Origin of the sequence: Yoonia sp., assembly GCF_046292185.1 — a bacterium.
Taxonomy (GTDB): domain Bacteria; phylum Pseudomonadota; class Alphaproteobacteria; order Rhodobacterales; family Rhodobacteraceae; genus Yoonia.
The window spans coordinates 1-24,183 of record NZ_JBKBQY010000036.1 but is presented as its reverse complement, the minus strand read 5'-3'; the positions used below and the strand labels follow the sequence as shown (position 1 = coordinate 24,183).

Sequence of the window (24,183 nt, the reverse complement as noted above, 5' to 3'; positions counted from 1 at the left end):
GGTCAGACGAAGGCAACCATATTATTGATCAGGAAAATCCGCAGGATTTCCAGACCCACCAGCACCAGTACCGGCGACAGATCAATCCCGCCCATATTGGGCATGATATTGCGGATCGGGCCATAGATCGGTTCCAGCACGCGTTGCAGCGTATACCAGACCTGGCCCACGAATTGCTGGCGCACGTTCAACACCTCGAACCGGATCAGCCAGCTCATGATGAAATGGGCGATGACGAAAAAGCGCAGAACGCCGATGATGACAAGCAGCGCTTGAATAATGGTCAGCATGGTGGACAGGCCCTTTGAAAACTGTGGCCTTGACCTAGTCCTTCCGGGCGGATCCGACAAGCCCCGGACTTTCCCCAAGGTAAAAGTTGACCCACGCGTCATCCCGCGCCATTCCGGGATAAACACAAAAGGCCAGCCATGTATCCCGTTATCCGCACCATGAAGGAACTGATCGTCAACCGCAGTCAGCCAAAGCTGCATCCGCTGGCGGCGCATGTGTCGTATCACCGCTGCTGGCCGCAGGACATTGATGTCTATCTGGAAATGAACAACGGGCGCATCCTGACGATCATGGATCTGGGGCGCACGGGCCTTGGCATCCGCACCGGGCTGGTGGCGGCATTGCGGCGCAACGGCTGGGGCCTGACGATGGCGGGTGCCTCGGTCCGGTATCGCAAAAGGATCAGGCCATTCACCCGGTTCCGCATGGTCAGCAAATGTATCGGCTGGGATGACAAATTCATGTATCTGGACCAGTCGATCTGGATCGGCGACAATTGCGCGGTGCAGATCCTCTATCGCTCTGCCGCGACCGGCAAGACCGGGATCGTCAAGCCTGACCACCTTTTGGCAGAGATGGGAATGAACAGCCCGTCACCGGCTTTGCCCGACTGGGTGCAGGGCTGGATCGATGCCGACCGGGGGCGCACATGGCCGCCGGTGGATTACGGCGCGCAAAGCTAAACCTGTTCTTGCCAGACAGATGCATTGCAGTGTCTAGTCCCCGCAAGCACAAAAGCAGGGACAGGTCATGGCAGCCAGCAAGAAACGCATCTGGGGATGGATGGCCTATGATTGGGCCGCCCAGCCGTTCTATACCCTTGGCCTGACCTTTATCTTCGGTCCATATTTCGCGGTCGCGGCAGCGCAGCATTACCTTGGCATGGGGCTGGACGAATTCGCCGCCAATGCCCGCGCGCAATGGATCTGGTCTGCCGGGCAGACCATCGCCGGGCTGCTGATCGCCGTCAGCGCGCCTTTTCTGGGGGCCTTTGCCGATAATTCCGGGCGCAAGATCCCGTGGATCGTGTTCTTCTCCGTGATCTATGTGATCGCCACCGCGATGCTCTGGGGGCTGACACCGGATGGGGCGAACCTCATCGTGATCCTTGTTGTGTTCTACGTGGGCTTCATCGCCGCCGAAAGCGGGCTGAATTTCACCAATGCGATCCTGCCATCGCTGGGCAACGATCAGGAAATCGGCCGGATCTCCGGCTCCGGTGCGGCTTTCGGCTATTGGGGTGGGGTGACGGCCCTGTTCCTGATGCTGCTGTTGCTGGCGGAAAACGAACAGGGCGTCACATTGCTGGGCAATCCGCCATTGTTCGGGCTTGACCCCGAAATGCGCGAAGGCACAAGATCCGTCGGCCCGTTCATCGCGATCTGGTACATGATCTTTATCATCCCGTTCTTCATGTATGTCCGCGACGACCCGCACGCGGTGCGGCGATCAACAGAAATCCGCGCCGTCGCGGGTGAGCTGATGACAACTCTGCGGTCCGTCGTGCAGCGCAAAAGCCTGCTGAATTTCCTGCTCGGGTCGATGTTCTATCGCGACGCGCTGAACGCGGTTTATGCCTTTGGTGGGGTCTATGCCGCACTGGTGCTGCAATGGCAGACCGTCCAGATCGGCGTTTTCGGAATCATCGCGGCCATCGCTGCTGCGATTGTCACATGGCTTGGCGGGCTGGGTGACGCACGTTTGGGGCCAAAGCCGGTGATAAAGATCTGCGTCTGGGTCCTGATCGGCGTCTCCGTGATCATCGTCGGCATGTCGCGTCAGGCGATCTTCGGCATCCCCCTGCCGGAAGGATCGCAGATCCCGGATCTGGTGTTCTATTTCTGCGGGGTCTGCATCGGCGGCGCAGGCGGTGCGCTTTATTCCGCGTCGCGGTCCATGATGGTGCGCCACACTCATCCCGACCGCCCGGCAGAGGCGTTCGGTCTCTTCGCACTGACCGGCAAGGCGACCGCATTCCTCGCCCCCGCACTGATCACGCTGTTCACAATTATGACGGGCAGCAACCAATTGGGCTTTTTGCCGATAATCTTTCTTTTCATGATCGGTCTTTACCTGCTACGCTTCGTCAACAAGAATGGAGATCGTGACACATGGTCCGCATCGCAGCAGCCCTTATCCTAAGCCTCGCCCTCGCCGCTTGCCAGTCCGAGGATGCCCCCGTGTCCCGGGCCGAAGTGATGCAGAATGCCGGTGACAACCGGATCGCCAAGGCGCTGTTCGGCGCGGTCCCGCGACCATCGTCGCAATCACCCGCCGCATTAGGCGGATATTCGCAGGGCTGTCAGGCCGGCGCAATGGAATTGCCCGAAACCGGCCCCACATGGCAGGCGATGCGCCTGTCGCGCAACCGGAACTGGGCACAGCCCGTCACCGTCGATTACATTCAGAACCTCAGCCGCTTTGCCGCCACCCTGCCGGGATGGAACGGGATTTATGTCGGCGATCTGAGCCAACCGCGCGGCGGGCCGATGCTGACAGGACATGCCAGCCACCAGACCGGCCTTGACGCCGATATCTGGATGCTGCCCGCCACCCGCATGGACCTCAGCCGGGGGGAACGTGAATCGCTCTCCTCCATCTCCATGCGGCGGGCGAATGGTGCTTTTGTGAACAGCGACTGGACCCCACAGCACGAGGCGTTGATCAGGGCTGCCGCCTCTGACCCGCGTACGGCGCGGATTTTCGTCTTTCCGGGCGCGAAGGTCGCCATGTGCAACAATGCTACCGGTGACAGGGCCTGGCTGAACAAGGTCCGGCCGTGGTACGGTCACCATTATCATTTCCACGTCCGGCTGAACTGCCCACGCGGCGATGCGACCTGCGTGGATCAGGCTCCGCCGCCACCCGGCGACGGTTGCGCCGAAGCGCAGGAATGGGTGAACAATATCATCAGCCCGCCACCACCGACGCCGCGTGATCCATCTGCCGCACCGGTCACGCCGCGTGGTGAACTGACGATGGCCCGCCTGCCCGGCCAATGTCTGGCTGTGCTGAACGCCGATTGATCGCGCTAAACCTTATCTTAACCGTTGCACGTTAGACTGAGGCGGAAGCCTTTCAGATGAAATGACCCTGCCTTGCGCCTGACCGCCATTCTCACAGCCCTTTGGCTGGCCGTACCCGCCCAGACAGAGGTGGCCCTGATCGGCAGTTACACCTGGACATCGGACGACCCGCTTTTTGGCGGATTTTCCGCCATCGAGATGCTTGACGACGGGAACAGCTTTGTCGCGGTCAGTGACCGGGGATCGTTCATCACCGGCACAATTGAACGGACAGACGGGCGCATCACTAGGATCATCCCCGGCCCCCTGATCCCGATGACGGGTCCCGGCGGGCGGGCGCTAACCCGCCCCGAAAGCGATAGCGAAGGGCTGGCAATTGCCCCTGACGGGACGATCTACGTCTCTTTCGAATGGATGCACGGCATCCGCCGATTTGGCACCGTGGATGCGCCAGGATCGAATTTGATGACGACGCCCGCCTTTGACTGGATGCAGAACAATGCCTCGTTAGAGGCGCTGGCCATCGGCAATGATGGCGCACTCTATACGATCCCCGAACGGTCGGGGGCGGCAACTCAGCCGTTTCCGGTTTACCGGCTGAAGGATGGCATCTGGGATCAGCCTTTTGATATCCCGCGGCGCGGGGCGTTTCTGGTGGCGGGGGCGGATATCGGGCCGGACGGGCGGCTTTATATACTGGAACGGGATTTCATCGGGATCGGTTTTCGCAGCCGGGTGCGGCGGTTCAACCTGCAGGGCGGAGACGAAGAAGTCTTGCTGGAAACCCGCGCACGCCAACATGACAATCTGGAAGGGATCAGCGTCTGGCAGGACCCACAGGGACTGCGGCTGACAATGATCTCTGACGATAACTTCGTGCTTTTCCAACGGACCGAGCTCGTGGAATACCGGTTGACGGATTGACGCGCGAGCGTTAGGTCGCGCTGTCCCCACGCAGGGGCCAAGTGCCGCACCCTTGTCAAAACGGAAACATTCAAATGACACGCATCCTTCCCGGCGTTATCGCCATGGCCGCCATCGTCGTGGCCTCCAATATCCTCGTGCAATTCCTGATTCTAGATGGCCTGCTGACCTGGGGCGCGTTCACCTATCCGTTGGCCTTTCTTGTCACCGATGTGATGAACCGGGTTTACGGTACGCAGGCCGCGCGGAAGGTCGTGTTCGCGGGCCTGATCGTCGGGATCGTCTGCAGCCTGGTCGGCACGCAGATTATGCTGCAAGGTGACGGATATACCTATCCCGCCGTTGCCTTGCGGATCGCCATCGCCTCGGCCACGGCATTCGGCGTCGCGCAACTCCTTGATATCGCGATCTTTGATCGGCTACGCGATGGGTCGTGGTGGAAGGCGCCGCTGACCAGTACGATCGTCGGGTCCACGGTCGATACGGTGATTTTCTTCACCATCGCCTTTGCGGCATTGTTCAACGGGCTGTCGGCCACGGCAGCAGAGGAAGTCACCTGGGCCCAGGACGCCGCACCCTTCCTGAGCGCGGGGCCGTTGGTGCCGCTTTGGGTGTCGCTGGCCGTAGCGGACTGGGGTGTCAAACTGACCATCGCGCTGTTGGCGCTGGTGCCGTTCCGCCTAATTGTTGGGCGTTTACAGCAGGCTAAAATATAAACGCGACGGGTGGTATATTTTTACTTGAAATATACCAGATCTGTGCAAATCTACAGGTAGTGAAACATTTGAAAGGAGGTGATCCAGTGCATCATGAAGTATTGGAAACGTGTGGCGGGACAACTTGGGGGGCGCGCAGCTAAGGCAGCCCTTGGCTGAATTAACCCCAAGGTGGTAATCCTAACCGACCCACCTCCGACATTCAGGAAAGGGCTATCCCAACGGGGTAGCCCTTTTTACGTCGAAAGCGCAGCTTTCGACGTGTGCGGGTCAGCGTTTGGCGCAGCCAGATGCGACCGCACACCCCAGATCAGAAGAGACCGCCATGACCCTGCGCATCACCAACCAGATCACCATTGCCGATTGGGAGCTGACGGAAAGCTTTGCCCGCGCCTCCGGCCCCGGCGGGCAGAATGTGAACAAGGTGTCCACCGCCGTCGAATTGCGGTTCGAGGCGGAAAGATCCCCCAACCTGCCCGATCCGGTGAAACGGCGGCTGCGGCGGCTGGCCGGGCGGCGCTGGACCAGCGAGGGGGCAATCGTGATTTTCGTGCAGGACACCCGCAGCCAGGCCCGCAACCGCGAGATCGCCCGCGACAGGCTGGCCGAGCTGATCCGCAGCGCGACGGTCGTTCCGAAACGCCGCGTCGCGACCAAGCCGACCTATGGCGCGGTCAAACGGCGACTGAAGGCAAAAAAGGTACGGGGGGAAGTGAAGGCGATGCGGGGGAAGGTGGAGGAGTGAGGGGGGGGGACTTCATGCGCAGCTTTGTTCCGCGTGGTCGTCGGGATGGCGACAGGGGGGTGCGCATGAATGCGCACCCTACGGGACCTTCCCCGCGGGGAAGGTTTCCGGCGGGGATGCCTTGTGCGCAGGTGGGTTGTGCCAGTCTACACTGGAAGGCGTTAAGAAAGGGTTAAGGCAGCATGCGTTGCTTGTGCAGGGAGTGATTTGCACGGAGTTTGTAAGCGCGCGGAATTTTAGATATCGAGACATATTTGAAAAAGGAAGTCGGCAAATGACGCCGATGAAGTTCAAAATGTGAACCGCGATCGGGAACAAACCTGTTGGAGGAACAGGAAGAGAGATTAAAGCAGTAATCGAAAATCTCTACGCAAAACCCTAAACCACAACCTCCACCCGCTCCTGCTCGCCCACCCCGAACACCCGCTTGTACCGCGCGATCTCCTCCACCGGCCCCATCGCCTTGTTTGGGTTATCACTCAGCTTCACCGTGGGCCGACCGTTCGCGCTGACCGCCTTGCAGACAAGGCTGAACGGTGCCAGCGCGTCCCCTTCCACCAACCCCTTGAAATCATTGGTTAGCATCGTCCCCCATCCGAAACTGACCCGCACCCGTCCGGCGAATTGCGCCTGCAGTTCGATGATCTTGGCCACGTCCAGCCCGTCGGAGAAGATCACCAGTTTCTGGCGCGGGTCCTCGCCGCGCGACTGCCACCAGTTGATCGCCACCTCAGCCCCTGCCGCCGGGTCGCCGCTGTCGACGCGGATACCGGTCCAGCCGGCCAGCCAGTCGGGCGCGCGGTCGAGGAAGCCTTTGGTCCCGTAGGTGTCGGGCAGGATGATCCGCAGGTTGCCGTCGTGTTCGTCCTGCCAGTCGGCCAGCACATTGTAGGGGGCCTGCCGCAGCGCCTCGTCGGTTTCGGCGAGGGCGGCGTAGACCATGGGCAGTTCGTGGGCGTTGGTGCCGATCGCCTCAATCTCGCGCATCATGGCGATCCGGCAGTTGGAGGTGCCGCGGAAGTTGCTGCCCAGCCCCTCGCTCATCGCTTGCACGCACCAATCCTGCCAGAGGTAGGAATGCCGCCGCCGCGTGCCGAAATCGGCCAGTTGCAGGTTGGGAATGGACTGTAATTGTTCGACCTTTTCCCAAAGTTTCGTCATGGCGCGGGCGTAAAGCACCTGTAGTTCAAACCGCCCCATGCCTTTCAGCACCGCCCGCCCGCGCAGCTCCATGATCACGGCAAGGGCGGGGATTTCCCACAGCATGACCTCTGGCCATGAGCCTTCGAACGTGAGTTCGTATTGCCCGTCGATCTTTTCCAGATGGTAGGGGGGCAGTTGCAGGTTCTCGAACCATTCCATGAAGGCGGGGGTGAACATCTGCCGCTTGCCATAGAATGTATTGCCGCGCAGCCATGTGCTTTCGCCCCGCGTCAGGCGGAGGCTGCGGATATGGTCGAGCTGTTCGCGCAATTCGCCTTCATCCACAAGATCGGCGAGGCGGATGGACTTGGTCCGGTTGATCAGGCTGAAGGTAACTTGTGTGTCGGGGTGGTTGCGGAACACCGACTGGCACATCAGCAGCTTGTAGAAATCGGTATCGATGAGCGACCGCACGATGGGGTCAATCTTCCATTTGTGGTTCCAGACGCGGGTGGCGATGTCGACCATGGTGTTCCCCTGTAGGTTTGGGGTGTTAGAGCAAGGCGCGCCGGGGCTTTCAAGGCTGCAAAGCCCGCCATCCATAGTAAAAGTGCGAACAATCAGCGATATCCCAGACGTTTCCCCAGCCGTTTGGTCTGCCAGTACAGATAGCCCCTGAGCTTGAAAACTCCCAATGGAAGGCCAGCGAGTAAATCACGCGCCACCTCGTCGACCTGATTGCGCGCGCTGGCGCGCAGTGCGCGAAACAAAAGAAACCAGCGGGCCGCAGGGTTTTTGCGGAACGCCGCTTCGTTTCGCACGAAGGTCCGTGCATAACATTGTGAGGCAACAACCGGATCGAAGACGAGTGTCAACTGCGGGGCGACGTCAGGCCCCGTCTCATAGGCGCGATAAACCACGCAGCCAGCCGCTGGTTCGAACCACGCGCGATGGCCCGCGGCGACTAGGCGGCAGCAAAAGTCAGTATCTTCATCATTGACCTGATCGGGGGCAATGCCGCCCAGTTTGACGAATACATCACGGCGCACCCAAAAGCCTGAAGAAAAGGCTGCGATCTGTTTTTAAAGTGATGCCTTCTCGGATAACAAGCTGCCTTCGGCCTGCTGCGTTTCCATGTCTGGTAGTTGATCACCGACAACCATCTGCCGTGACGAAAACCCCCAGTCCGCGCCCTGATGGGCGGCGCGCGACACCCTTCTCGGATATCCGGCCACAAGCGTATCATCATCATCCAGAAACATCACGATCTCGCCCAGTGCCTGCGCCACGCCATGGTTGCGCGCGCCGGCGGCGCCCTTGTCGCCGGTGTTGGTCAATATCCGCAGGCGGGGGTGGTCGTCGACCTTGCACAGGGCCTTGACCGCCGTGTCAGAACGGTCATCGACCACGATCACCTCTCCGTCCCCCGGACAGGCGGCAAGCGCCGAGGCGACCGCCCGTTGCAGCAGCGCGGGCCGGTTATAGGTCGGGATGATGATCGACACCATCATGCCAGAATCACACCCGCCGCCTGCATATCGGCCTTGGCGCGTGCCAGTGTCCCGTCGAAATCAATCGCACGGCACAGGTCAGACTGCACTGTCACGTCAAACCCCAGCCTTGCCGCGTCCATCGCCGAATAGGCGACGCAGAAATCCAGCGCCAAGCCCACCAGCGTGATCCGGGTGATCCCGCGTGTCCGCAGATATCCCTCCAGCCCGGTGGGCGTGGTCTTGTCGTTCTCAAAAAACGCCGAATAGCTGTCGATCGCGGGATTATGGCCTTTGCGGAGGATCAGATCGGCGCGGTCCACTGTCAGATCGGGATGAAACTGCGCGCCAAGCGATCCCTGGATGCAATGATCGGGCCACAAAACCTGCGGGCCATAGGGCATGTCGATCATGCTCATCTCTGCGGCGTCGTGGGTGGATGCGAAGGACGAATGCCCCGCCGGGTGCCAGTCCTGCGTCAGCACGACGACGTCGTAATCATTCATCGCGGCATTGATCCCCGGCACGATCTGATCACCGCCCGTCACCGCCAGCGCGCCACCGGGGCAGAAGTCTTTTTGCACGTCGATCACGATGAGAGCATGGGTCATGGCGGTTTTCCCGTTTAAGTGGTTCGCGCGCAATCTGCCATTGATTTGACCTGAACGAAAGCCGGGGGCTTGCGCGCGCCGTGCAATTTTTCTATCGCCTGCGTTTTTGCGAGGAACGCATGGCAACGCTCGGGATCGATTTCGGCACCTCCAACACAGCCGCCGGGGTCATGGTTGCGGACCGTCCGCATCTGATCGCGGTGGAACCAGGGCGCACGACCTTGCCGACTTCGGTATTCTTTGACGCGGATCGCAAAGTCACCAGCTATGGGTCCATCGCCAATGCCGCGCTGACCCAAGGCCGCGAGGGGCGATTCATGCGCGCGCTGAAATCGGTTCTTGGTACACCGCTGTTGCGCGAACGTCGGCAGATTGGACACGAACGGCTGACCTTGCTGGATGTCGTCGCGCGGTTTCTGGCGATGATCCGGGAACGGGCGGAAGCGGAGACGGGTCAGACCTACACCCATGCCCTGTCCGGTCGTCCGGTGCGGTTTCATTCCAGCGATCCCGCGCGCGATGCACAGGCAGAGGTCGATCTGCGCGCGGCGTATCTGCTGGCAGGGTTTCAGGACGTGACATTCATGTATGAACCAGAGGCAGCCGCACTGGCGGCAGGTCCGCTGGACAAGGGCGCGCTGGGGTTGGTGGTGGATATAGGCGGCGGCACATCGGATTTTTCGATCTTTGAACGCGACGGCAATGCCACACGGATTATCGCCAGTCACGGGGTCCGCGTCGGTGGGACCGATTTTGACCGCGCGATCAGTCTGGCGCAGGTGATGCCCCTGCTCGGCCGCGGGGCAGAGATCGGCAATGCGATGGGCAGCGGGACCCATACCGCGCCAAATGCCATCTATAACGATCTGGCGACCTGGCAAAAGATCGCCTTTGTCTACACCCCTGAAAACCGGCGTATGGCGGAAAGCTTTGCCAAGCTGGGTGTTGATCCGGCGCTGTTTACACGTCTGCAAACCGTGCTGGATATGGAACTTGGCCATGACATCGCCTTTGCCGTCGAGGCGGGCAAGATCCGGCTGAATGCACCGGATCTGGACCAGACCGGCATTGATCTGCGCGTGGTCGCCCCGGACCTTTGGGCGCCGACCCGCAAGGCCGAGATGGACAGCGCGCTTGCTGATCACACTGCGGCGATCAGGGCCTGCGCGGCAGAAACGCTGGATATCGCAGGGGTCTCCTCGGAAAAGATCGCCAAGATCGTCTTTGTCGGCGGGTCCAGCCTGTTGCAGAATGTCGAGGCGGCGATGATCGATCTGTTCCCGCAGGCCACGCTGGAACGGGGCGAGGCGTTCACGGCGGTCGCCGACGGGCTGGCATTGGCGGCTGGCCCCTCTTGAACCCCGGACGCGGCAGGCGTAATCCATCGCCTATGCATATTGTCGCAGCCCTGTATCACTTCACACGCTTTCCCGACCCGGCTGCCCTGCGCGGCCCGTTGCAGGATCTGTGCCGGGCGCGGGGCGTCAGCGGCACCTTGCTGCTTGCGCAGGAAGGGATCAACGGCACCATCGCCGGTGATCGTGCGGGGATTGATGCGGTGCTGGCACATATCCGCGCGCTGCCCGGTTGTGCCGGACTGGAATGGAAAGAAAGCACGGCTGAAACCGCGCCGTTCCACCGGATGAAGGTCCGGCTCAAGCGCGAAATCGTCACCATGGGCCAGCCAGATATCGACCCGGTGTCGCGTGTTGGCCATTACGTGGACCCCAGCGATTGGAACGATCTGATCAGCGCGCCCGATGTCGCCGTGATCGACACCCGCAATGATTATGAGGTGGCGATTGGCACCTTTGACGGTGCAATTGATCCGCAGACCAAGACGTTCGGCGAGTTCCCCGCATGGTGGGAAGCCAACAAACACCGGTTCCACAACAAGAAGATCGCGATGTTCTGCACCGGCGGGATACGTTGTGAAAAATCCACCAATTACCTGATGGGTCAAGGTGTGGATGAGGTCTATCACCTTAGGGGCGGGATCCTGAAATATCTCGAAGAAGTGCCTCAAGAGGCCAGCAAATGGGACGGCGAATGTTTCGTCTTTGACGGGCGGGTCAGCGTGGGCCACGGGTTGACCGAAGGGCCGCATTTCCTGTGCCATGCCTGCCGGATGCCGCTGGTCCCTGCCGACCGCAACCACCCCAAATATGAAGAAGGTGTCGCCTGCCACAATTGCGCCGAGACCACGAGCGAAGCGGATAAGGACCGTTTTCGCGAGCGGCAAAAACAGATCGCCTTGGCCAAGGATCGCGGGACCCGGCATATTGGCGGGCTTTAATCGCAAGACACTTCTGGCGCTGGTCATCGGGCTGGCGGGCGGCGTGGCGGCGTTTTTCATAGGCCTGCCTTTGCCCTGGATGCTGGGGCCCATGATCGCCAATATCGTCGCGGCCATGTTGCGCGCCCCGGTGCAGGGGCCAAGCGGGTTGCGCAATATCGTGGTGCCGGTAATCGGTGTGCTGCTGGGGTCTGGCGTCACGGCGGAACTGATCGGGCAATTGTCAACATGGGTGCTGACGCTGGTGCTGTTGCCGCCTTTCCTGCTGGTCGCGGCGGGTGCGTCTTTTGTGATCTACCGCCGTGTCGGTGGCTATGATCCGGTCACTGCGTATTATGCCTCCATGCCCGGCGGACTGAATGAGATGGTGATCCTTGGCGCAGAGGCGGGCGGCAATGAACGCCAGATCGCGCTGGCCCATGCCGCGCGCGTGATGATCGTGATCATCTTTGTCGCGCTGTTTTTCGGGCTGGTGCTGGGGGTCTCTGCCGGCGGGACAGACAATGCCAACTGGACCGCGCTGGACGCACTGACCCTGCGCGATTACGCGATCCTTGGCGCCTGTGCCGTGGTGGGCGCGTGGTTCGGCAAAATTGCCCGTTTACCTGCCGCCCCCGTCTTTGGCCCGATGATCCTGAGCGGGATCGCCCATTTCACCGGCTGGGTCACCGTGCCGCCGCCCAGCCTGTTTGTCATCATCGCCCAGATTACCGTCGGCACGATCATCGGCACCCGCTTTGTCGGTGCCACGCTGGCCGATATTCGCCGCGATATCGGGCTGGCAGCACTTTCCTGCGCTGTCATGCTGCTGATCGCGGTGGGTTTTGCCGAAATCATCGTGCTGGCGGGCGGCATGCCGCTGGCGCAGGCGTTTCTGGCTTATGCCCCCGGCGGGCTGACGGAAATGTCCCTGCTGACCCTCGCGATGCAGCAGGATGCGACCTATGTCTCTGTCATACACGTCATCCGCATTACGCTGGTGATTGGTGCCGCCCCTGTTGTCTTTGCGATGATCCGCAAACGCCCGACCTGATTGGAAATTTCGATGTTCACCCATTTACCCCACGCCCCCTTTGCCGACAAACGCCCGACGACAACCGATGTGCATGGCGTCACCCTGCACGATGATTTTGGCTGGCTGCGGGCGGAGAACTGGCAAGAGGCGATGCGCGATCCGGCCAAATTGCCCAAGGATATCGCGGATTATCTGAAGGCCGAGAATGGCTATTACGACCGTGCCATGGCGGATACCCCCGATCTACAGGCGAAACTGATCGCGGAAATGCGCGGCCGGATCAAAGAAGACGATGCATCCGTCCCGCGCAAGCACGGGCCTTACGCCTATGTCATGCGTTATGCGGAAGGCGACGAACATCCCGTGTTGATCCGCACCGCCCGTGACGGCGGGGATGAAAAAGCCCTGCTGAATGTGAATGCCGAAGCGGCGGCACATGCATATTTCGATCTGGGGACAATAGCCGTCTCCCCCGGTCACGGGATGCTGGCGTGGAGCGCGGATACCGCTGGTTCCGAATTCTTTACCCTGCGCCTGCGGGATACGGGCAAGGGCCGGGACAGCGACACGCTGATCCCCGATGTCGGCTCGGTCGCATGGGTGGACGATGCCACACTGCTTTATGTCCGCGTCGATGACAGGCACCATCCGAACAAAGTGTTCCGCCACCGGATCGGCAGCGACCCCGCCGATGATATACTGATCTATGAAGAAAAAGACCCCCGCTATTTCGTCGGCGTCAGCCGGTTGCGGTCGGGTGCCTATGTCCAGATATCCACCGGCATGAACGACGAAAACGAGGTTTGGGTGATCCCCACCGCCGCGCCAGACGCCGCGCCAATGTTGATCGAGCCGCGCACCGAAGGGCTGGAATATGAGATCGACCATCAGGGTGATCATTTCGTCATCCTGACCAATGCCGACGGCGCAGTTGATTTCAAAATTGTCAAAGCCCCGGTGGCCACCCCGCAGCGCGCGCATTGGGTCGATGCCGTGCCCTATCGCGCGGGCCGGATGATCATTGGGCTGGCCACCTATCGCGATTGGCTGATCTGGGTGGAACGTGAAAACGCCCTGCCGCGCATCTGCTATCAGGGGCAGTCTGGCGATGTGCAAAGCATCGCCTTCGATGAAGAAGCCTATGCGTTGGGTGCCGATCCCAGCGCGGAATATGAGACGGATATATTCCGTTTTACCTATTCATCGCCCACAACGCCGTCACAAGTGTTCGATTTTGATCTGTCCACGGGTGACCGCGTGCTTATGAAACAGACCGAACTTCCATCGGGCCACAACCCTGCGGATTACGTCACGCGCCGGATCATGGCACCGTCGCATGATGGGGCGATGGTTCCTGTCACCATACTGCACCATGCAACGACCCCGACGGACGGCACCGCGCCTTGCCTGCTTTATGGCTACGGCTCCTACGGCGCATCGATGCCCGCAGGCTTTTCCGCCAACCGTCTGTCGCTGGTGGATCGCGGTTTCGTTTATGCCATCGCCCATGTGCGCGGCGGCGAGGAAAAGGGCCGCGCGTGGTATGAGGACGCCAAATTCGGACGCAAAGCCAACACGTTCCATGATTTCATCGGCGCGGCCGAGGCGCTTGTCGCGCAGAAATACACCAGCCAGGGCCGAATCGTATGCCAGGGCGGATCGGCGGGTGGTCTGCTGGTCGGTGCAGTGGTGAACATGCGGCCAGACCTGTGGGCCGGTGTGATCGCCGATGTGCCGTTTGTCGATGTGCTGACCACGATCCTTGATGATACCCTGCCCCTCACACCTGGCGAATGGTCGCAATGGGGCAATCCGATTGCCAGCAAAACCGCCTTTGACGATATCCGCGCCTATTCGCCCTATGACAATGTCACGGCACAGGATTACCCCGCGATGCTCGTCACCGCTGGCGTGTCGGACCCGCGCGTCACCTATTGGGAACCGGCCAAATGGGTCGCCAAACTGCGTATCACCAAGACCGACGACAATATCCTGCTGCTGAAAACCAACATGACATCTGGGCATTTCGGAAAGACCGGGCGTTTTGCCGCACTTGAGGATGCCGCAAGATCCTATGTTTTCGCACTGAAGGTTGTTGGAAAGGCCTGATTGCAGCCGGGCAGCATAACGGCTGTCACATAACTGTTGTTTTCACACGATAGGCGTCTCCGGAACCTAACCCGAGGAGACGCTTTGATGAATAGACTGAACAGCACCGCCCTGACCGCTGCTGCCTTTGGCGCTTTGCTGGCTGCACCTGTCGCCGCGCAATCCGTCGCTGACGCCTGCCCCGCGCCATTGCGCATGGCCGACACCGGCATCGAAGGCATGGGCGATCTGACCGAAGCTTTCGGCCCCTTCGCCGAAACATTCGAGGAAATCACCGGCGTGGAACTGGCGCTTTATTCGCTGTCGAACCGCACCGCTGCGGGCACAGCCCTGCAATTTGACGAAGTCGAATTTGTCTTTGCTGGTCCGTCCGAATTCGTGCTGTTCCAGCAGCTGGCTGAAATGGACGTGCTGTTCTCTGTCGTGCGCCCCAGCTATGGCTCCAGCTTTGTGGTCAAGGCCGACAGCGATATCATGAGCATGGAAGACCTGCGCGGTCGCCGCGTCGCGCTAAAGGATGTCGGGTCCACGTCGGGCCATATCTTTCCGATGATGATGATGGCCGAAGCCGGGCTTGACCCGATGAGCGATTCCGACATTGTCATGGCCGGTGACGCCCGCATTCAGGTTTTGATAAACGGCGATGTCGACGCCATGGGCGGCGGCAACAAGGATTATGACGCCGTGCGCGCACAAGACCCCGACACCGAATATCGTCTGATCGGCCAGACCGAAACGCTGCCCGGCGACCCTGTCGTGATGCGTGCCACGCTGCCGCAAGATTGCCGTGATGCGTTGCGTGCCACGCTGCGTGAAAACGAAGACGAGCTGTGGGCAGCGCTAACAGCAACCGAACGCAATGCCGACAAGTTCATTGAAGATGATTCCTATATGTCCTTCGACACCGACCCTGCCATCTATGACGTGGTGCGCCACGCTTATGAGGTCGCCGGTATCGCACTGGACGACTGAGCACCGCCATATCTGACGGGGGGCGGCCATCCGACAGGATTGGCCGCCCCTTGCCATTTCAACAGTGAAAGGATTGATCATGACCCCCGCTATCCAGGCCGAGAAGCTGTTCGTCAGCTACGGCAAGTTGCAGGTTTTGCGCGGCATTTCATTCACCATTCCGGCAGATCAGGGGGTTGTGCTGCTGGGCGCCAATGGCTGCGGCAAATCCACCCTGATGCGCAGCCTGAACGGGCTGGAAAAACTGCAATCCGGCACGATCCGTATCCATGGCGATGCCCTGTCCGGCGCATCCCGCAGCGAATTACGCAAGATCCGGCAGGGCATGGGCTATGTGTTTCAGCATTTCAATCTGGTGCCGCAGTTGAACGCATTTCAGAATGTGTTGTTCGGATCGCTTGGGCGGCAACGGTTTGGGTTGCTGTCCTGCCTTGGGATTACAGCCTCTGCCGCGGATCGCGAAAAAGCGATGCATTGTCTGGACCGCGTCGGGATGGCGGATCGCGCCCTGCACCGCCCTTCTGAACTGTCGGGGGGGCAGCAACAGCGCGTCGCCATCGCGCGGATGCTGATGCAGGACCCCCGCGTGGTCATCGCCGATGAACCTATTGCGAGCCTTGATCCCAAAGCGGGGCGGGAAGTGCTGGATCTGTTATGGCGGATCGTACGTGAAGAAAAGCTGTCGATGCTCTGCACCCTGCATCAGCTGGATCTGGCGCAGGAATATGGCGATCGGGTCATCGGAATGAAGGCAGGGCATATTGCCATTGATTCACCTGCTTCTGATACTAACAAGGAACAACTTAACACACTTTATACCGGCATGACCCGCGTCGATGCGCAGCCAACCGAGGTCGCAGCATGAGTGACCACAGCAAACTGCCGCCCCGTTTTCGCGCCCCATCCGCCCTGACATGGGTGGTCGCGGTTGGCTTTGCCGCATTTTTTATTCAGGGTATGATCGCCTCTGACATCTCGCTCGACCGGCTGGTGCGCGGGGCGAACAACCTTGTGCGCTTCGTCGGTCAGGCCGTGCCACCCGATTTCATCCGGTTACCCAATATCGCCGATGCGATGCTGGAAACCATGAATATCGCGATTGTCGGTGTGACCTTTGGTTGCCTGTTTTCGATCCCGCTGGCCATTCTGGCCGCGCGCAATACCGCCCCCAATATGGTGGTGCGTACGATTGCCCGGTTTGTGATTTCGGTCGCCCGCACGATCCCCGATCTGATCTGGGCGTTGATATTTGTCGTCACGGTTGGGCTTGGGCCACTGGCCGGTATCCTCGCCATCATCATGGATACGATCGGTTTTGCCGCGCGGTTCTATTCAGAACGATTTGAAGAGGTCCAGAAGGGCCCATCAGAGGCTTTGACCGCCACCGGCGCAGGCCGGTTGTCGGTAATCTTTGGCGCGATCTTGCCGGAAAGTTTTGCGTCGATGACAGCCACATCGCTGTTCAGCGTGGAAAAGGCGATCCGGTCCGCCGTAACGCTGGGCCTGGTCGGCGCGGGCGGGATCGGGGTGGAACTGTCCACGGCGATGCGGCTGTTCCGCTATGATCAAGCGGCCGCGATCATTCTGGTCATTCTCGTCGTCGTGATCGGGTTTGAGCAATTATCGAGCATGATCCGCAAACGGATTATCTGAGCGAAAAGGGGGCGGATGATACCGCCCCCCGGTCGGGTCAGAAGTCCAGATTTTCCACGTTCAGCGCATTGGTCTGGATAAACTCGCGCCGTGGCTCTACCACATCGCCCATCAGCTTGGTGAACAGATCGTCGGCTTCGGCCACATCCTCGACCTTGACCTGCAGCAGCGTACGCGCATCCGGGTCCAGCGTCGTTTCCCACAACTGATCCGGGTTCATTTCGCCCAGCCCTTTGTAGCGTTGCAGCGACAGTCCCTTTTCGCCTTCTTCCAGAATGGCGCGCAGCAGGTCCAGCGGGCCGTGGATCAGCTGGCTGCGGTCCTTGCGCACCAAAGTCGCGGGCAGGTTATAGACGTCCTGCAGGCTTTGCGTGAATGTCCCTGTGCGCCGCGCCTCGCCGGATCGCAGCATCGTACCATCGAGCGTGCGCACCTCTTCCACGCCGCGCAGGATACGCGCCAGCCGCATGCCCTTGTCCTGCGTGATCCGGCCCTGCCAGCCGCGTTCCCATTCCAGCGCGATCAGGTCGAGCCGGGCCGCCACGCGGTCTGCGGTGCCTTGCAGGTCGTTTTCCACGACGCCCGGCACAAAGGCCCCGGCAATCGCGGCCTGTTCCAGAATGTGGCGGGGGTAATGCGTGGGGAAGGCTTCCAACACACGTTTCAGTTGCCGTGCCTCCTCCACGATGCGGCGCAGGTCGGCCCCGGCGATTTCCTCGCCATTGCCTTGCCGCAGCATCGCGCCGTCGATGCCCTGTTCGATCAGATATTCGTCCATCGCCGCCTGATCCTTGAGGTAAACCTCGGACCGACCGCGCGACACTTTGTAAAGCGGTGGCTGCGCGATATACAAATGCCCGCCTTCGATAAGTTCCGGCATCTGGCGGAAGAAGAAGGTCAGCAGCAAGGTACGGATATGTGCGCCATCAACGTCAGCATCGGTCATGATGATGACCTTGTGATAGCGCAGCTTGTCGATGTTGAATTCGCCCCGGCCAATGCCGGTGCCAAGCGCCATGACCAGCGTGCCAATCTCTTGGCTGCCCAGCATCCGGTCAAATCGCGCACGTTCGACATTCAGGATCTTGCCCTTCAAAGGCAGGATCGCCTGCGTGCCACGGTCACGGCCGGTCTGGGCAGAGCCACCAGCGCTGTCACCCTCAACCAGAAAGACTTCGGTCTTGGATGGGTCTTTTTCAGAACAATCCTTGAGCTTGGAGGCGTTGAAATTCACATCCATCGCCGATTTGCGGCGGATTTCACGGGCTTTGCGCGCGGCTTCACGGGCGGCGGCAGCCTCGACAATTTTGGAAATGATCGACTTGGCGATGGCCGGATTTTCCTCGAACCATTCGTTCAGTTTCTCGCCCATCAGGTTTTCAACGGCAGGGCGGACCTCTGAACTGACCAGCTTGTCCTTGGTCTGGCTGGAAAATTTCGGATCAGGCACTTTCACCGACAAAACGCAGGTCAGGCCTTCACGCGCGTCATCGCCCGTGATCGCGATCTTTTCTTTCTTGGTGATCCCGGTTTCAGTCGCATATTTGGTGATCGCGCGCGTCAGCGCGCCGCGAAACCCGGCCATATGCGTGCCGCCATCGCGCTGTGGAATGTTATTGGTAAAGGGCAGCACCATTTCGTTATAGCTGTCGTTCCACCACATCGCGACCTCGACCCCGATATCGTCGCGTTCACCCACAACATAGATCGGGGTTTCCATCAGGGGTGTTTTCGACCGGTCCAGATATTTGACGAATTCGCGCACGCCACCTTCGTAGAACAATTCCGTGCGGAGCGGTTCGGCAGGGCGCAGGTCTTCCAGAATGATCCGCACGCCGGAATTCAGGAACGCCAGTTCGCGCAGCCGCTTCTCCAGAATGTGAAAATCGAAATCGCGGTTGCTGAAGGTGGTCAATGCGGCAAGGAAGGTGATTTCTGTCCCCTTGCGGCCATCGGCATCACCGACCACGCGCAGGGATTCAACGGTAAAGCCACCCTCGAACCTTGCGTAATGTTCCTTGCCCTCACGCCAGATGCGGAGTTCCAGATAATCCGACAGGGCATTGACGACGGATACACCAACGCCGTGCAAACCGCCCGAAACCTTATAGGAATTACTGTCGAACTTACCGCCTGCGTGCAGCTGGGTCATGATGACCTCGGCGGCAGAAACGCCTTCGCCTTCGTGGATGCCGACAGGGATACCGCGCCCGTTATCGCCCACGGTCACGGACGCATCAGCGTTGATCCGCACATAAACATGGTCGGCGTGACCGGCCAACGCCTCGTCAATGCCGTTGTCGACGACTTCGTATACCATGTGGTGCAGGCCGGACCCGTCATCGGTGTCGCCGATATACATGCCGGGACGCTTGCGAACAGCCTCTAACCCTTTGAGAACCTTGATGGAATCGGCACCATATTCTTCTTGTTTCTTGTCGTCATCGGCCATTGGGTCAGTCCTGTTCTTGAATACGCAAAATATATGCGGTTTGGCCGGGGATGTCACGCAGATGACACTATATTTTGTGGGTTTTGAGGTCCGTCAGCTCAGCGCGATCACACAGCCGACCGCGACCAGCAGCCAGCCTGCCAGGATATTGATCCGGCGCAGGCCTTCGGGTGATTTCAACACGCCGCGCATGCGCCCGATAAAGCCCGCCAGAACCAGATTGCCGATCAGGGGCACCATGAAACTAAGCGTGCAGATCACGATAATATCCGGCAGCGTGACCTGCGTCAGATCAAAGAAACCCGGCAGCACGCCCATGTAGAACAGCACCGCCTTGGGATTGCCAAGGATCACGGCGACACCTGCCACGAACCCTGCCCAACGGCCCGGCCTTGTCAGGCGGCTGTCGGTCCGCAGGCTGTGTCCCGCACCGCGGATCAACCCGATCCCCATGACGATGAACACGCCGACGGCGATCCATTTCATCACAAGCATGATCCCTGCAAAGGCCGAGACCAGCCATGTCACCCCAAGAATGGCAACCAGCGGCCAGAGGATATCCCCCAGCGCCACGCCGACCGCCAGGGGCCAGGCGGCGGTGAACCCGCCAGACAGGGACCTCGCCAGCAGCGCAACCCAGACAGGACCGGGAGTGATGAACAGGATCAACAACGCGCCGGTATACAACAACAGGCCCGAGGCGGTGACGGTCATATCATGTCTTTGCGTTGCACGCTGGACAGGCCCTGCTCTTCGGTGACTTCAGCATATTGCGCGCGGCTGCCCAGTTCGGTGAATAATTCCGGCCCTGTGCCGGTCATGAAAGCCTGCGCCCCGAGCGCGCAGATTTCGTCATAAAGCGCCGCACGGCGGGTGGCGTCAAGATGGGCTGCAACCTCGTCCAGCAGTAAAATCGGCGGGGCGCCGAAATCCTGTGCCAGCGCGCGGGCATTGGCAAGGATCAGGCTGATCAGCAGCGCCTTTTGTTCGCCGGTGGAACAATCGCGGGCGTTGATGCCCTTGTCGGCAAAGACGGCCTCCAGATCGGCGCGGTGCGGGCCAAGCAAGGTGCGCCCGGCCGCCATGTCACGGCTGCGGTAATCGGCAAGAGCCGTTTGCAGATCATCCGGCAACGGGTCGGGATAGGTCAGCGTCAGCGCGGCGGTGGGGAAGGCCGTCACCGCTGCTGTCTGTGCTGCAGCCAACTCGTCAATCGCACGGTTGCGGTTTGTGGTGATCTGCGTGGCCGCCTCGGCCATTTGTGCTTCAATCGCAGCGTACCAATGCGGGTCGCGCACCATGTCTTTCAACAGCCGGTTACGTTCGCGCATCGCCTTTTCATATGTCAGCACGGCATCGGCATGGGTTGGCTCAAAACTCAACGTGGCGCGGTCCAGAAACCTGCGCCGCCCATCTGCCGCCTCGATCCAGAGCCGGTCCATCGATGGCACCAGCCACAACACCCGCGCGATCCGGCCAAGCGCCACCTGCGGCGCGGCCTTGCCATCAATGCGCAACTGGCGCGGGCTGCCCGGCTCGGCCCAGGTTTCCAACTCATGGGTCTGATGCAGTGACTGCAGAATCGCGGAGATTTTCCATCCCAGCGCCTCTGGCCTGCGCGCCAGATCATCCGCACCGGCGCGGCGCAGCCCCCGACCGGGTGACAAAAGCGAGATTGCTTCGATGATATTGGTCTTGCCCGCGCCATTCGGCCCGTAAATCGCCATCGGCCGGGGGGCCAGATCCAGCACCGCGCGTTTATGCGACCGGAAATGCGACAGTGTCACTTGGGAGAGGGCGAGTTTTGTCACGGATGTTGCCAAAGATCTTCGCGAAAATCTTTCCCCCAGCAAAATTTTTCGCGAAAAATTTTGCCCGCTGTCACACGCGCATCGGCATGACGACATAGATCGCCGACATGTCATTGCCTTCGCGCATCAGGGTCGGATCGCCGGAAGAATTGAACATGAAAACCGCATTTTCGCGGTCCACTTGGCTGGCGATTTCCAGCAAGTATTTTGCATTGAACCCGATTTCCAGCCGTTCATCAGAATAGGCGACGGCCAGTTCTTCCTCGGCTGCGCCGGAATCAGGCGAATTGACCGACAGGATCAGCCGGTCTTCGTCCAGCGACAATTTCACGGCGCGCGACCGCTCGGACGATACAGTGGCCACGCGGTCCACCGCGCGGGCGAATTCGCTGGCGTCGACTTCCAACCTGCGGGTGTTGCCCTGCGGAATGACCCGGGTGTAATCTGGGAAAGTCCCGTCGATAACCTTGGATGTCAGGGTGATATCGGGCGTAGCAAACCGTATCTTGGTTTCAGACACCGACACCGCGATTTTCATATCGTCATCATCAAGCAGCTTGCGCAATTCGCCAACTGTCTTGCGCGGCACGATGACACCGGCCATGCTTTCGGCCCCCATCGGCAATTCCGCATCGATCCGTGCTAGGCGGTGACCGTCGGTGGCGACACAGCGCAGGACCTTGCCGGATTCGCCGTCCGCGACATGCATATAGACGCCGTTGAGGTAATAGCGCGTTTCCTCAGTCGAGATTGCGAATTTCGATTTATCAAACAACCTGCGAAGTACAGGTGCCTTAATCGAGAAATTCGCCGCATATTCCGAGGTCGCCATCACCGGGAAATCTTCTTTCGGCAAAGTGGCGAGCGAGAAATTGGACCGTCCCGCCTCGATCGTCAAACGCCCGGTGGCGGCCTCTTCTGTCAGGGATACCAAGGCGCCATCCGGCAATTTTCGTACGATTTCATTCAGCGTCACCGCTGATACGGTCGTCGCGCCCGCGCGTTCGACCTTGGCGGGGGCCTTGTCCACGATTTCTATGTCGAGGTCGGTGGCGCGGAAATGCACCTCATCGCCCTGCGCCTCGATCAGCACATTGGCAAGGATCGGTATCGTGTTGCGCCGTTCGACCACGGACTGGGCCTGCGCCACAGCCTTGAGCAATGCCGCGCGTTCGATGCTGAATTTCATATCCCAATCTCCGCCTATCTTGATGCCGGACAACGCCGGGACGCAAAACCTACTGCATTCCGCGCCCGCCTCAAGTGTTTTGTTTCTTATGCTGCTGCGGGCGTCAAGCGCGGCTATGCTTCCAGTGCGCGGCGCAGCAGTTCCAGATCATCGGCGATCTGGCTGTCGATCACCTTCAGCTCTTCGATCTTGCGCACGCCATGCATGACAGTGGTGTGGTCGCGCCCGCCAAAGCGGCGGCCGATTTCAGGCAGGGACCGGTTGGTCATCTGCTTGGCCAGATACATCGCCATCTGGCGCGGGCGGGCATAATTGCGCACACGTTTCGGTCCGATCATATCGGACAGGCGGATGTTGTAATGCTCGGACACTTTGCGTTGGATTTCCTCCACCGTCACCTTGCGGTCAGAGGCTTTCAGGATGTCAGACAGACAATCCTGCGTCAGTTCCAGATTGATCTCGCGCCCGACAAGGGATGCAAAGGCAAAGAGCCGGGTCAGCGCCCCTTCCAGCACACGCACATTGGTGGAAATCCGGTGCGCCAGAAACTCCAGCACGCCGGGGGCGACCTGCAGGCCGGGGTATTGCGCGGAAAAAGCTTCGACCTTGGATTGCAGGATGCCAAGGCGCAATTCGTAATCGGTGGGGTGCAGGTCAACGACCAGCCCGCATTGCAGACGTGATCTGATCCGATCTTCGAGATCTTTGATCTCGCCCGGTGCACGGTCAGCCGAAATGATGATCTGCTTCTGTCCGTCCACCAAAGCGTTGAATGTGTGAAAGAATTCTTCCTGCGTGCTGTCCTTGCCGGCGATGAACTGCACGTCATCGACCATCAGCACATCGACGGACCGGAACAATTGCTTGAAATCCATCATCTTGCGTTCGCGCAGGGCGGTGACAAAGCGATACATGAATTGTTCGGCGGAAAGATACAGCACGTTGAGTTCCGGCGACCGGCGCTGCAATTCATGCGCGATGGCATGCATCAGGTGGGTTTTACCCAGACCAACGCCACCGTAAAGAAACAAGGGATTGAAGGTGACAGGGCCACCATCGGCGACGCGACGGGCGGCGGCATGGGCCAGCTCGTTCGGTTTGCCGACGACGAAAGTGTCAAAGGTAAAACGCGCATCCAGCGGCGCGCCGGTGATTTCATCCAGACCAGCAGGTTTTGCGGCAGGCTTGGGGGCAGCTTTGGGGGCGGCCTGCATCTGGCTTGGGACTTTGAACTGAAGGCGCTGCACATCTTCGCCCTGTTTGTTCAGATGATAGATGATTTGATCACCAAAATTCTGCGAGACGTAATTGCCGATGAAATTGGTCGGGACATGAAACACGGCGACACCGCCGGTCAGCTGCGAAAATTCCAGCGGTTCGATCCAGCTTGAAAAATTGTTCGCTCCAATTGCCCCTTTAAGCGCGCCCAGCACTTTCACCCAAATATCGTTCGTCATTCTTTTCTTTACCTTAAACCCCGTACAACCCCACAGCAGGGCTGCACTCCCCTCGCGCAATCGTTCATCGCACCGGACAAAGAGCACCTGTACGCCCGGAGTACCCAACTCCGGCCGGAATGCTGTTTGCAAAATGACAGACCTTCAGCAGCCTTCAACGTCAACGTCATAGGCCGCCTTGGCAGCAAGTGGAAACATGACAGCAGCCGCAACCAGAAAGCAGATCTGGCGCTGATACCGACACAAACAGACAAGTTTCTACGTTTTTGCCACGCAGCCCCAA

Annotated in this window: 23 protein-coding genes; 13 read left to right on the top strand and 10 right to left on the bottom strand. The window is 59.9% G+C overall.

Features of this window, described 5'->3' with window-relative positions; genetic code table 11:
- Positions 1 to 2: 2 nt before the first annotated feature.
- Positions 3 to 290, bottom strand: coding sequence for a YggT family protein (locus tag ACK4TM_RS08585; RefSeq protein WP_409699721.1), 288 nt, complete (start codon positions 288 to 290; stop codon positions 3 to 5).
- 138 nt (positions 291 to 428) lie between these two features.
- Here ACK4TM_RS08585 and ACK4TM_RS08580 point away from each other — a divergent pair, with 138 nt between their 5' ends.
- The 6 genes from ACK4TM_RS08580 (at position 429) to arfB (ending at position 5,702) form a co-directional block, all read left to right on the top strand.
- Complete coding sequence (locus ACK4TM_RS08580; RefSeq protein ID WP_409699718.1) at positions 429 to 974, top strand: acyl-CoA thioesterase; 546 nt, start codon at positions 429 to 431, stop codon at positions 972 to 974.
- A 67-nt stretch (positions 975 to 1,041) separates the two neighbouring features.
- Complete coding sequence (locus ACK4TM_RS08575) at positions 1,042 to 2,433, top strand: MFS transporter (protein ID WP_409699715.1); 1,392 nt, start codon at positions 1,042 to 1,044, stop codon at positions 2,431 to 2,433.
- Entirely contained in the window at positions 2,403 to 3,317 is a 915-nt protein-coding gene (gene mepA / locus ACK4TM_RS08570) for a penicillin-insensitive murein endopeptidase (RefSeq protein WP_409699712.1), read from the top strand. The genes ACK4TM_RS08575 and mepA overlap by 31 nt, the downstream gene beginning before the upstream one ends.
- Positions 3,318 to 3,389: 72 nt before the next feature.
- Positions 3,390 to 4,241 (top strand): esterase-like activity of phytase family protein, encoded by an 852-nt coding sequence (locus tag ACK4TM_RS08565; protein WP_409699709.1) that lies wholly within the window; start codon positions 3,390 to 3,392, stop codon positions 4,239 to 4,241.
- 74 nt (positions 4,242 to 4,315) lie between these two features.
- A complete protein-coding gene (locus ACK4TM_RS08560) occupies positions 4,316 to 4,957 on the top strand; it encodes a queuosine precursor transporter (RefSeq protein WP_409699706.1) in 642 nt (213 codons plus the stop codon).
- Between the two features lie 325 nt (positions 4,958 to 5,282).
- Complete coding sequence (gene arfB / locus ACK4TM_RS08555; RefSeq protein ID WP_409699703.1) at positions 5,283 to 5,702, top strand: alternative ribosome rescue aminoacyl-tRNA hydrolase ArfB; 420 nt, start codon at positions 5,283 to 5,285, stop codon at positions 5,700 to 5,702.
- 378 nt (positions 5,703 to 6,080) lie between these two features.
- Here the strand turns inward: arfB and pncB are convergent, their stop codons facing one another.
- From pncB to pncA, 4 genes are all read right to left on the bottom strand, one after another.
- Positions 6,081 to 7,373 carry a nicotinate phosphoribosyltransferase gene (pncB, locus tag ACK4TM_RS08550; RefSeq protein ID WP_409699700.1) on the bottom strand — a complete coding sequence of 431 codons (1,293 nt, stop codon included), beginning with the start codon at positions 7,371 to 7,373 and terminating at the stop codon, positions 6,081 to 6,083.
- Positions 7,374 to 7,465: 92 nt separating this feature from the next.
- Complete coding sequence (locus tag ACK4TM_RS08545; protein ID WP_409699697.1) at positions 7,466 to 7,894, bottom strand: glycosyltransferase family 2 protein; 429 nt, start codon at positions 7,892 to 7,894, stop codon at positions 7,466 to 7,468.
- A gap of 33 nt (positions 7,895 to 7,927) precedes the next feature.
- A complete protein-coding gene (locus ACK4TM_RS08540; RefSeq protein ID WP_409699694.1) occupies positions 7,928 to 8,356 on the bottom strand; it encodes a glycosyltransferase family 2 protein in 429 nt (142 codons plus the stop codon).
- Positions 8,353 to 8,946, bottom strand: coding sequence for a bifunctional nicotinamidase/pyrazinamidase (pncA, locus tag ACK4TM_RS08535; RefSeq protein WP_409699691.1), 594 nt, complete (start codon positions 8,944 to 8,946; stop codon positions 8,353 to 8,355). The genes ACK4TM_RS08540 and pncA overlap by 4 nt, the downstream gene beginning before the upstream one ends.
- A 119-nt stretch (positions 8,947 to 9,065) precedes the next feature.
- Here pncA and ACK4TM_RS08530 point away from each other — a divergent pair, with 119 nt between their 5' ends.
- From ACK4TM_RS08530 to phnE, 7 genes are all read left to right on the top strand, one after another.
- Positions 9,066 to 10,304 (top strand): Hsp70 family protein, encoded by a 1,239-nt coding sequence (locus tag ACK4TM_RS08530; RefSeq protein ID WP_409699736.1) that lies wholly within the window; start codon positions 9,066 to 9,068, stop codon positions 10,302 to 10,304.
- Positions 10,305 to 10,336: 32 nt separating this feature from the next.
- Positions 10,337 to 11,242, top strand: a complete 906-nt coding sequence (locus ACK4TM_RS08525; RefSeq protein ID WP_409699688.1) for a rhodanese-related sulfurtransferase — start codon at positions 10,337 to 10,339, stop codon at positions 11,240 to 11,242.
- Entirely contained in the window at positions 11,229 to 12,275 is a 1,047-nt protein-coding gene (locus ACK4TM_RS08520; RefSeq protein ID WP_409699685.1) for an AbrB family transcriptional regulator, read from the top strand. Before ACK4TM_RS08525 ends, ACK4TM_RS08520 begins: the two co-directional genes overlap by 14 nt.
- A 12-nt stretch (positions 12,276 to 12,287) precedes the next feature.
- The gene (locus ACK4TM_RS08515) at positions 12,288 to 14,366 is read left to right on the top strand and encodes a S9 family peptidase (protein WP_409699682.1); all 2,079 of its coding nucleotides are present in this window, start codon (positions 12,288 to 12,290) and stop codon (positions 14,364 to 14,366) included.
- A gap of 87 nt (positions 14,367 to 14,453) precedes the next feature.
- Positions 14,454 to 15,338, top strand: coding sequence for a phosphate/phosphite/phosphonate ABC transporter substrate-binding protein (gene phnD / locus ACK4TM_RS08510; RefSeq protein ID WP_409699679.1), 885 nt, complete (start codon positions 14,454 to 14,456; stop codon positions 15,336 to 15,338).
- A gap of 79 nt (positions 15,339 to 15,417) precedes the next feature.
- Complete coding sequence (locus tag ACK4TM_RS08505; protein ID WP_409699676.1) at positions 15,418 to 16,203, top strand: phosphonate ABC transporter ATP-binding protein; 786 nt, start codon at positions 15,418 to 15,420, stop codon at positions 16,201 to 16,203.
- Positions 16,200 to 16,991: a phosphonate ABC transporter, permease protein PhnE gene (phnE, locus tag ACK4TM_RS08500; protein WP_409699673.1), complete on the top strand. Its 792-nt coding sequence runs from the start codon at positions 16,200 to 16,202 to the stop codon at positions 16,989 to 16,991. Before ACK4TM_RS08505 ends, phnE begins: the two co-directional genes overlap by 4 nt.
- A gap of 37 nt (positions 16,992 to 17,028) precedes the next feature.
- Here phnE and gyrB read toward each other — a convergent pair whose 3' ends face one another.
- The 5 genes from gyrB to dnaA form a co-directional block, all read right to left on the bottom strand.
- On the bottom strand, positions 17,029 to 19,443 hold the full coding sequence (gyrB, locus tag ACK4TM_RS08495; protein WP_409699670.1) for a DNA topoisomerase (ATP-hydrolyzing) subunit B: 2,415 nt from the start codon (positions 19,441 to 19,443) through the stop codon (positions 17,029 to 17,031).
- Positions 19,444 to 19,536: 93 nt separating this feature from the next.
- Positions 19,537 to 20,157 (bottom strand): LysE family translocator, encoded by a 621-nt coding sequence (locus tag ACK4TM_RS08490; RefSeq protein WP_409699667.1) that lies wholly within the window; start codon positions 20,155 to 20,157, stop codon positions 19,537 to 19,539.
- The gene (gene recF / locus ACK4TM_RS08485; RefSeq protein ID WP_409699664.1) at positions 20,154 to 21,254 is read right to left on the bottom strand and encodes a DNA replication/repair protein RecF; all 1,101 of its coding nucleotides are present in this window, start codon (positions 21,252 to 21,254) and stop codon (positions 20,154 to 20,156) included. The genes ACK4TM_RS08490 and recF overlap by 4 nt, the downstream gene beginning before the upstream one ends.
- A gap of 70 nt (positions 21,255 to 21,324) precedes the next feature.
- Entirely contained in the window at positions 21,325 to 22,443 is a 1,119-nt protein-coding gene (dnaN, locus tag ACK4TM_RS08480; protein WP_409699661.1) for a DNA polymerase III subunit beta, read from the bottom strand.
- Between the two features lie 113 nt (positions 22,444 to 22,556).
- Complete coding sequence (gene dnaA / locus ACK4TM_RS08475; protein ID WP_409699658.1) at positions 22,557 to 23,900, bottom strand: chromosomal replication initiator protein DnaA; 1,344 nt, start codon at positions 23,898 to 23,900, stop codon at positions 22,557 to 22,559.
- Positions 23,901 to 24,183: the final 283 nt, after the last annotated feature.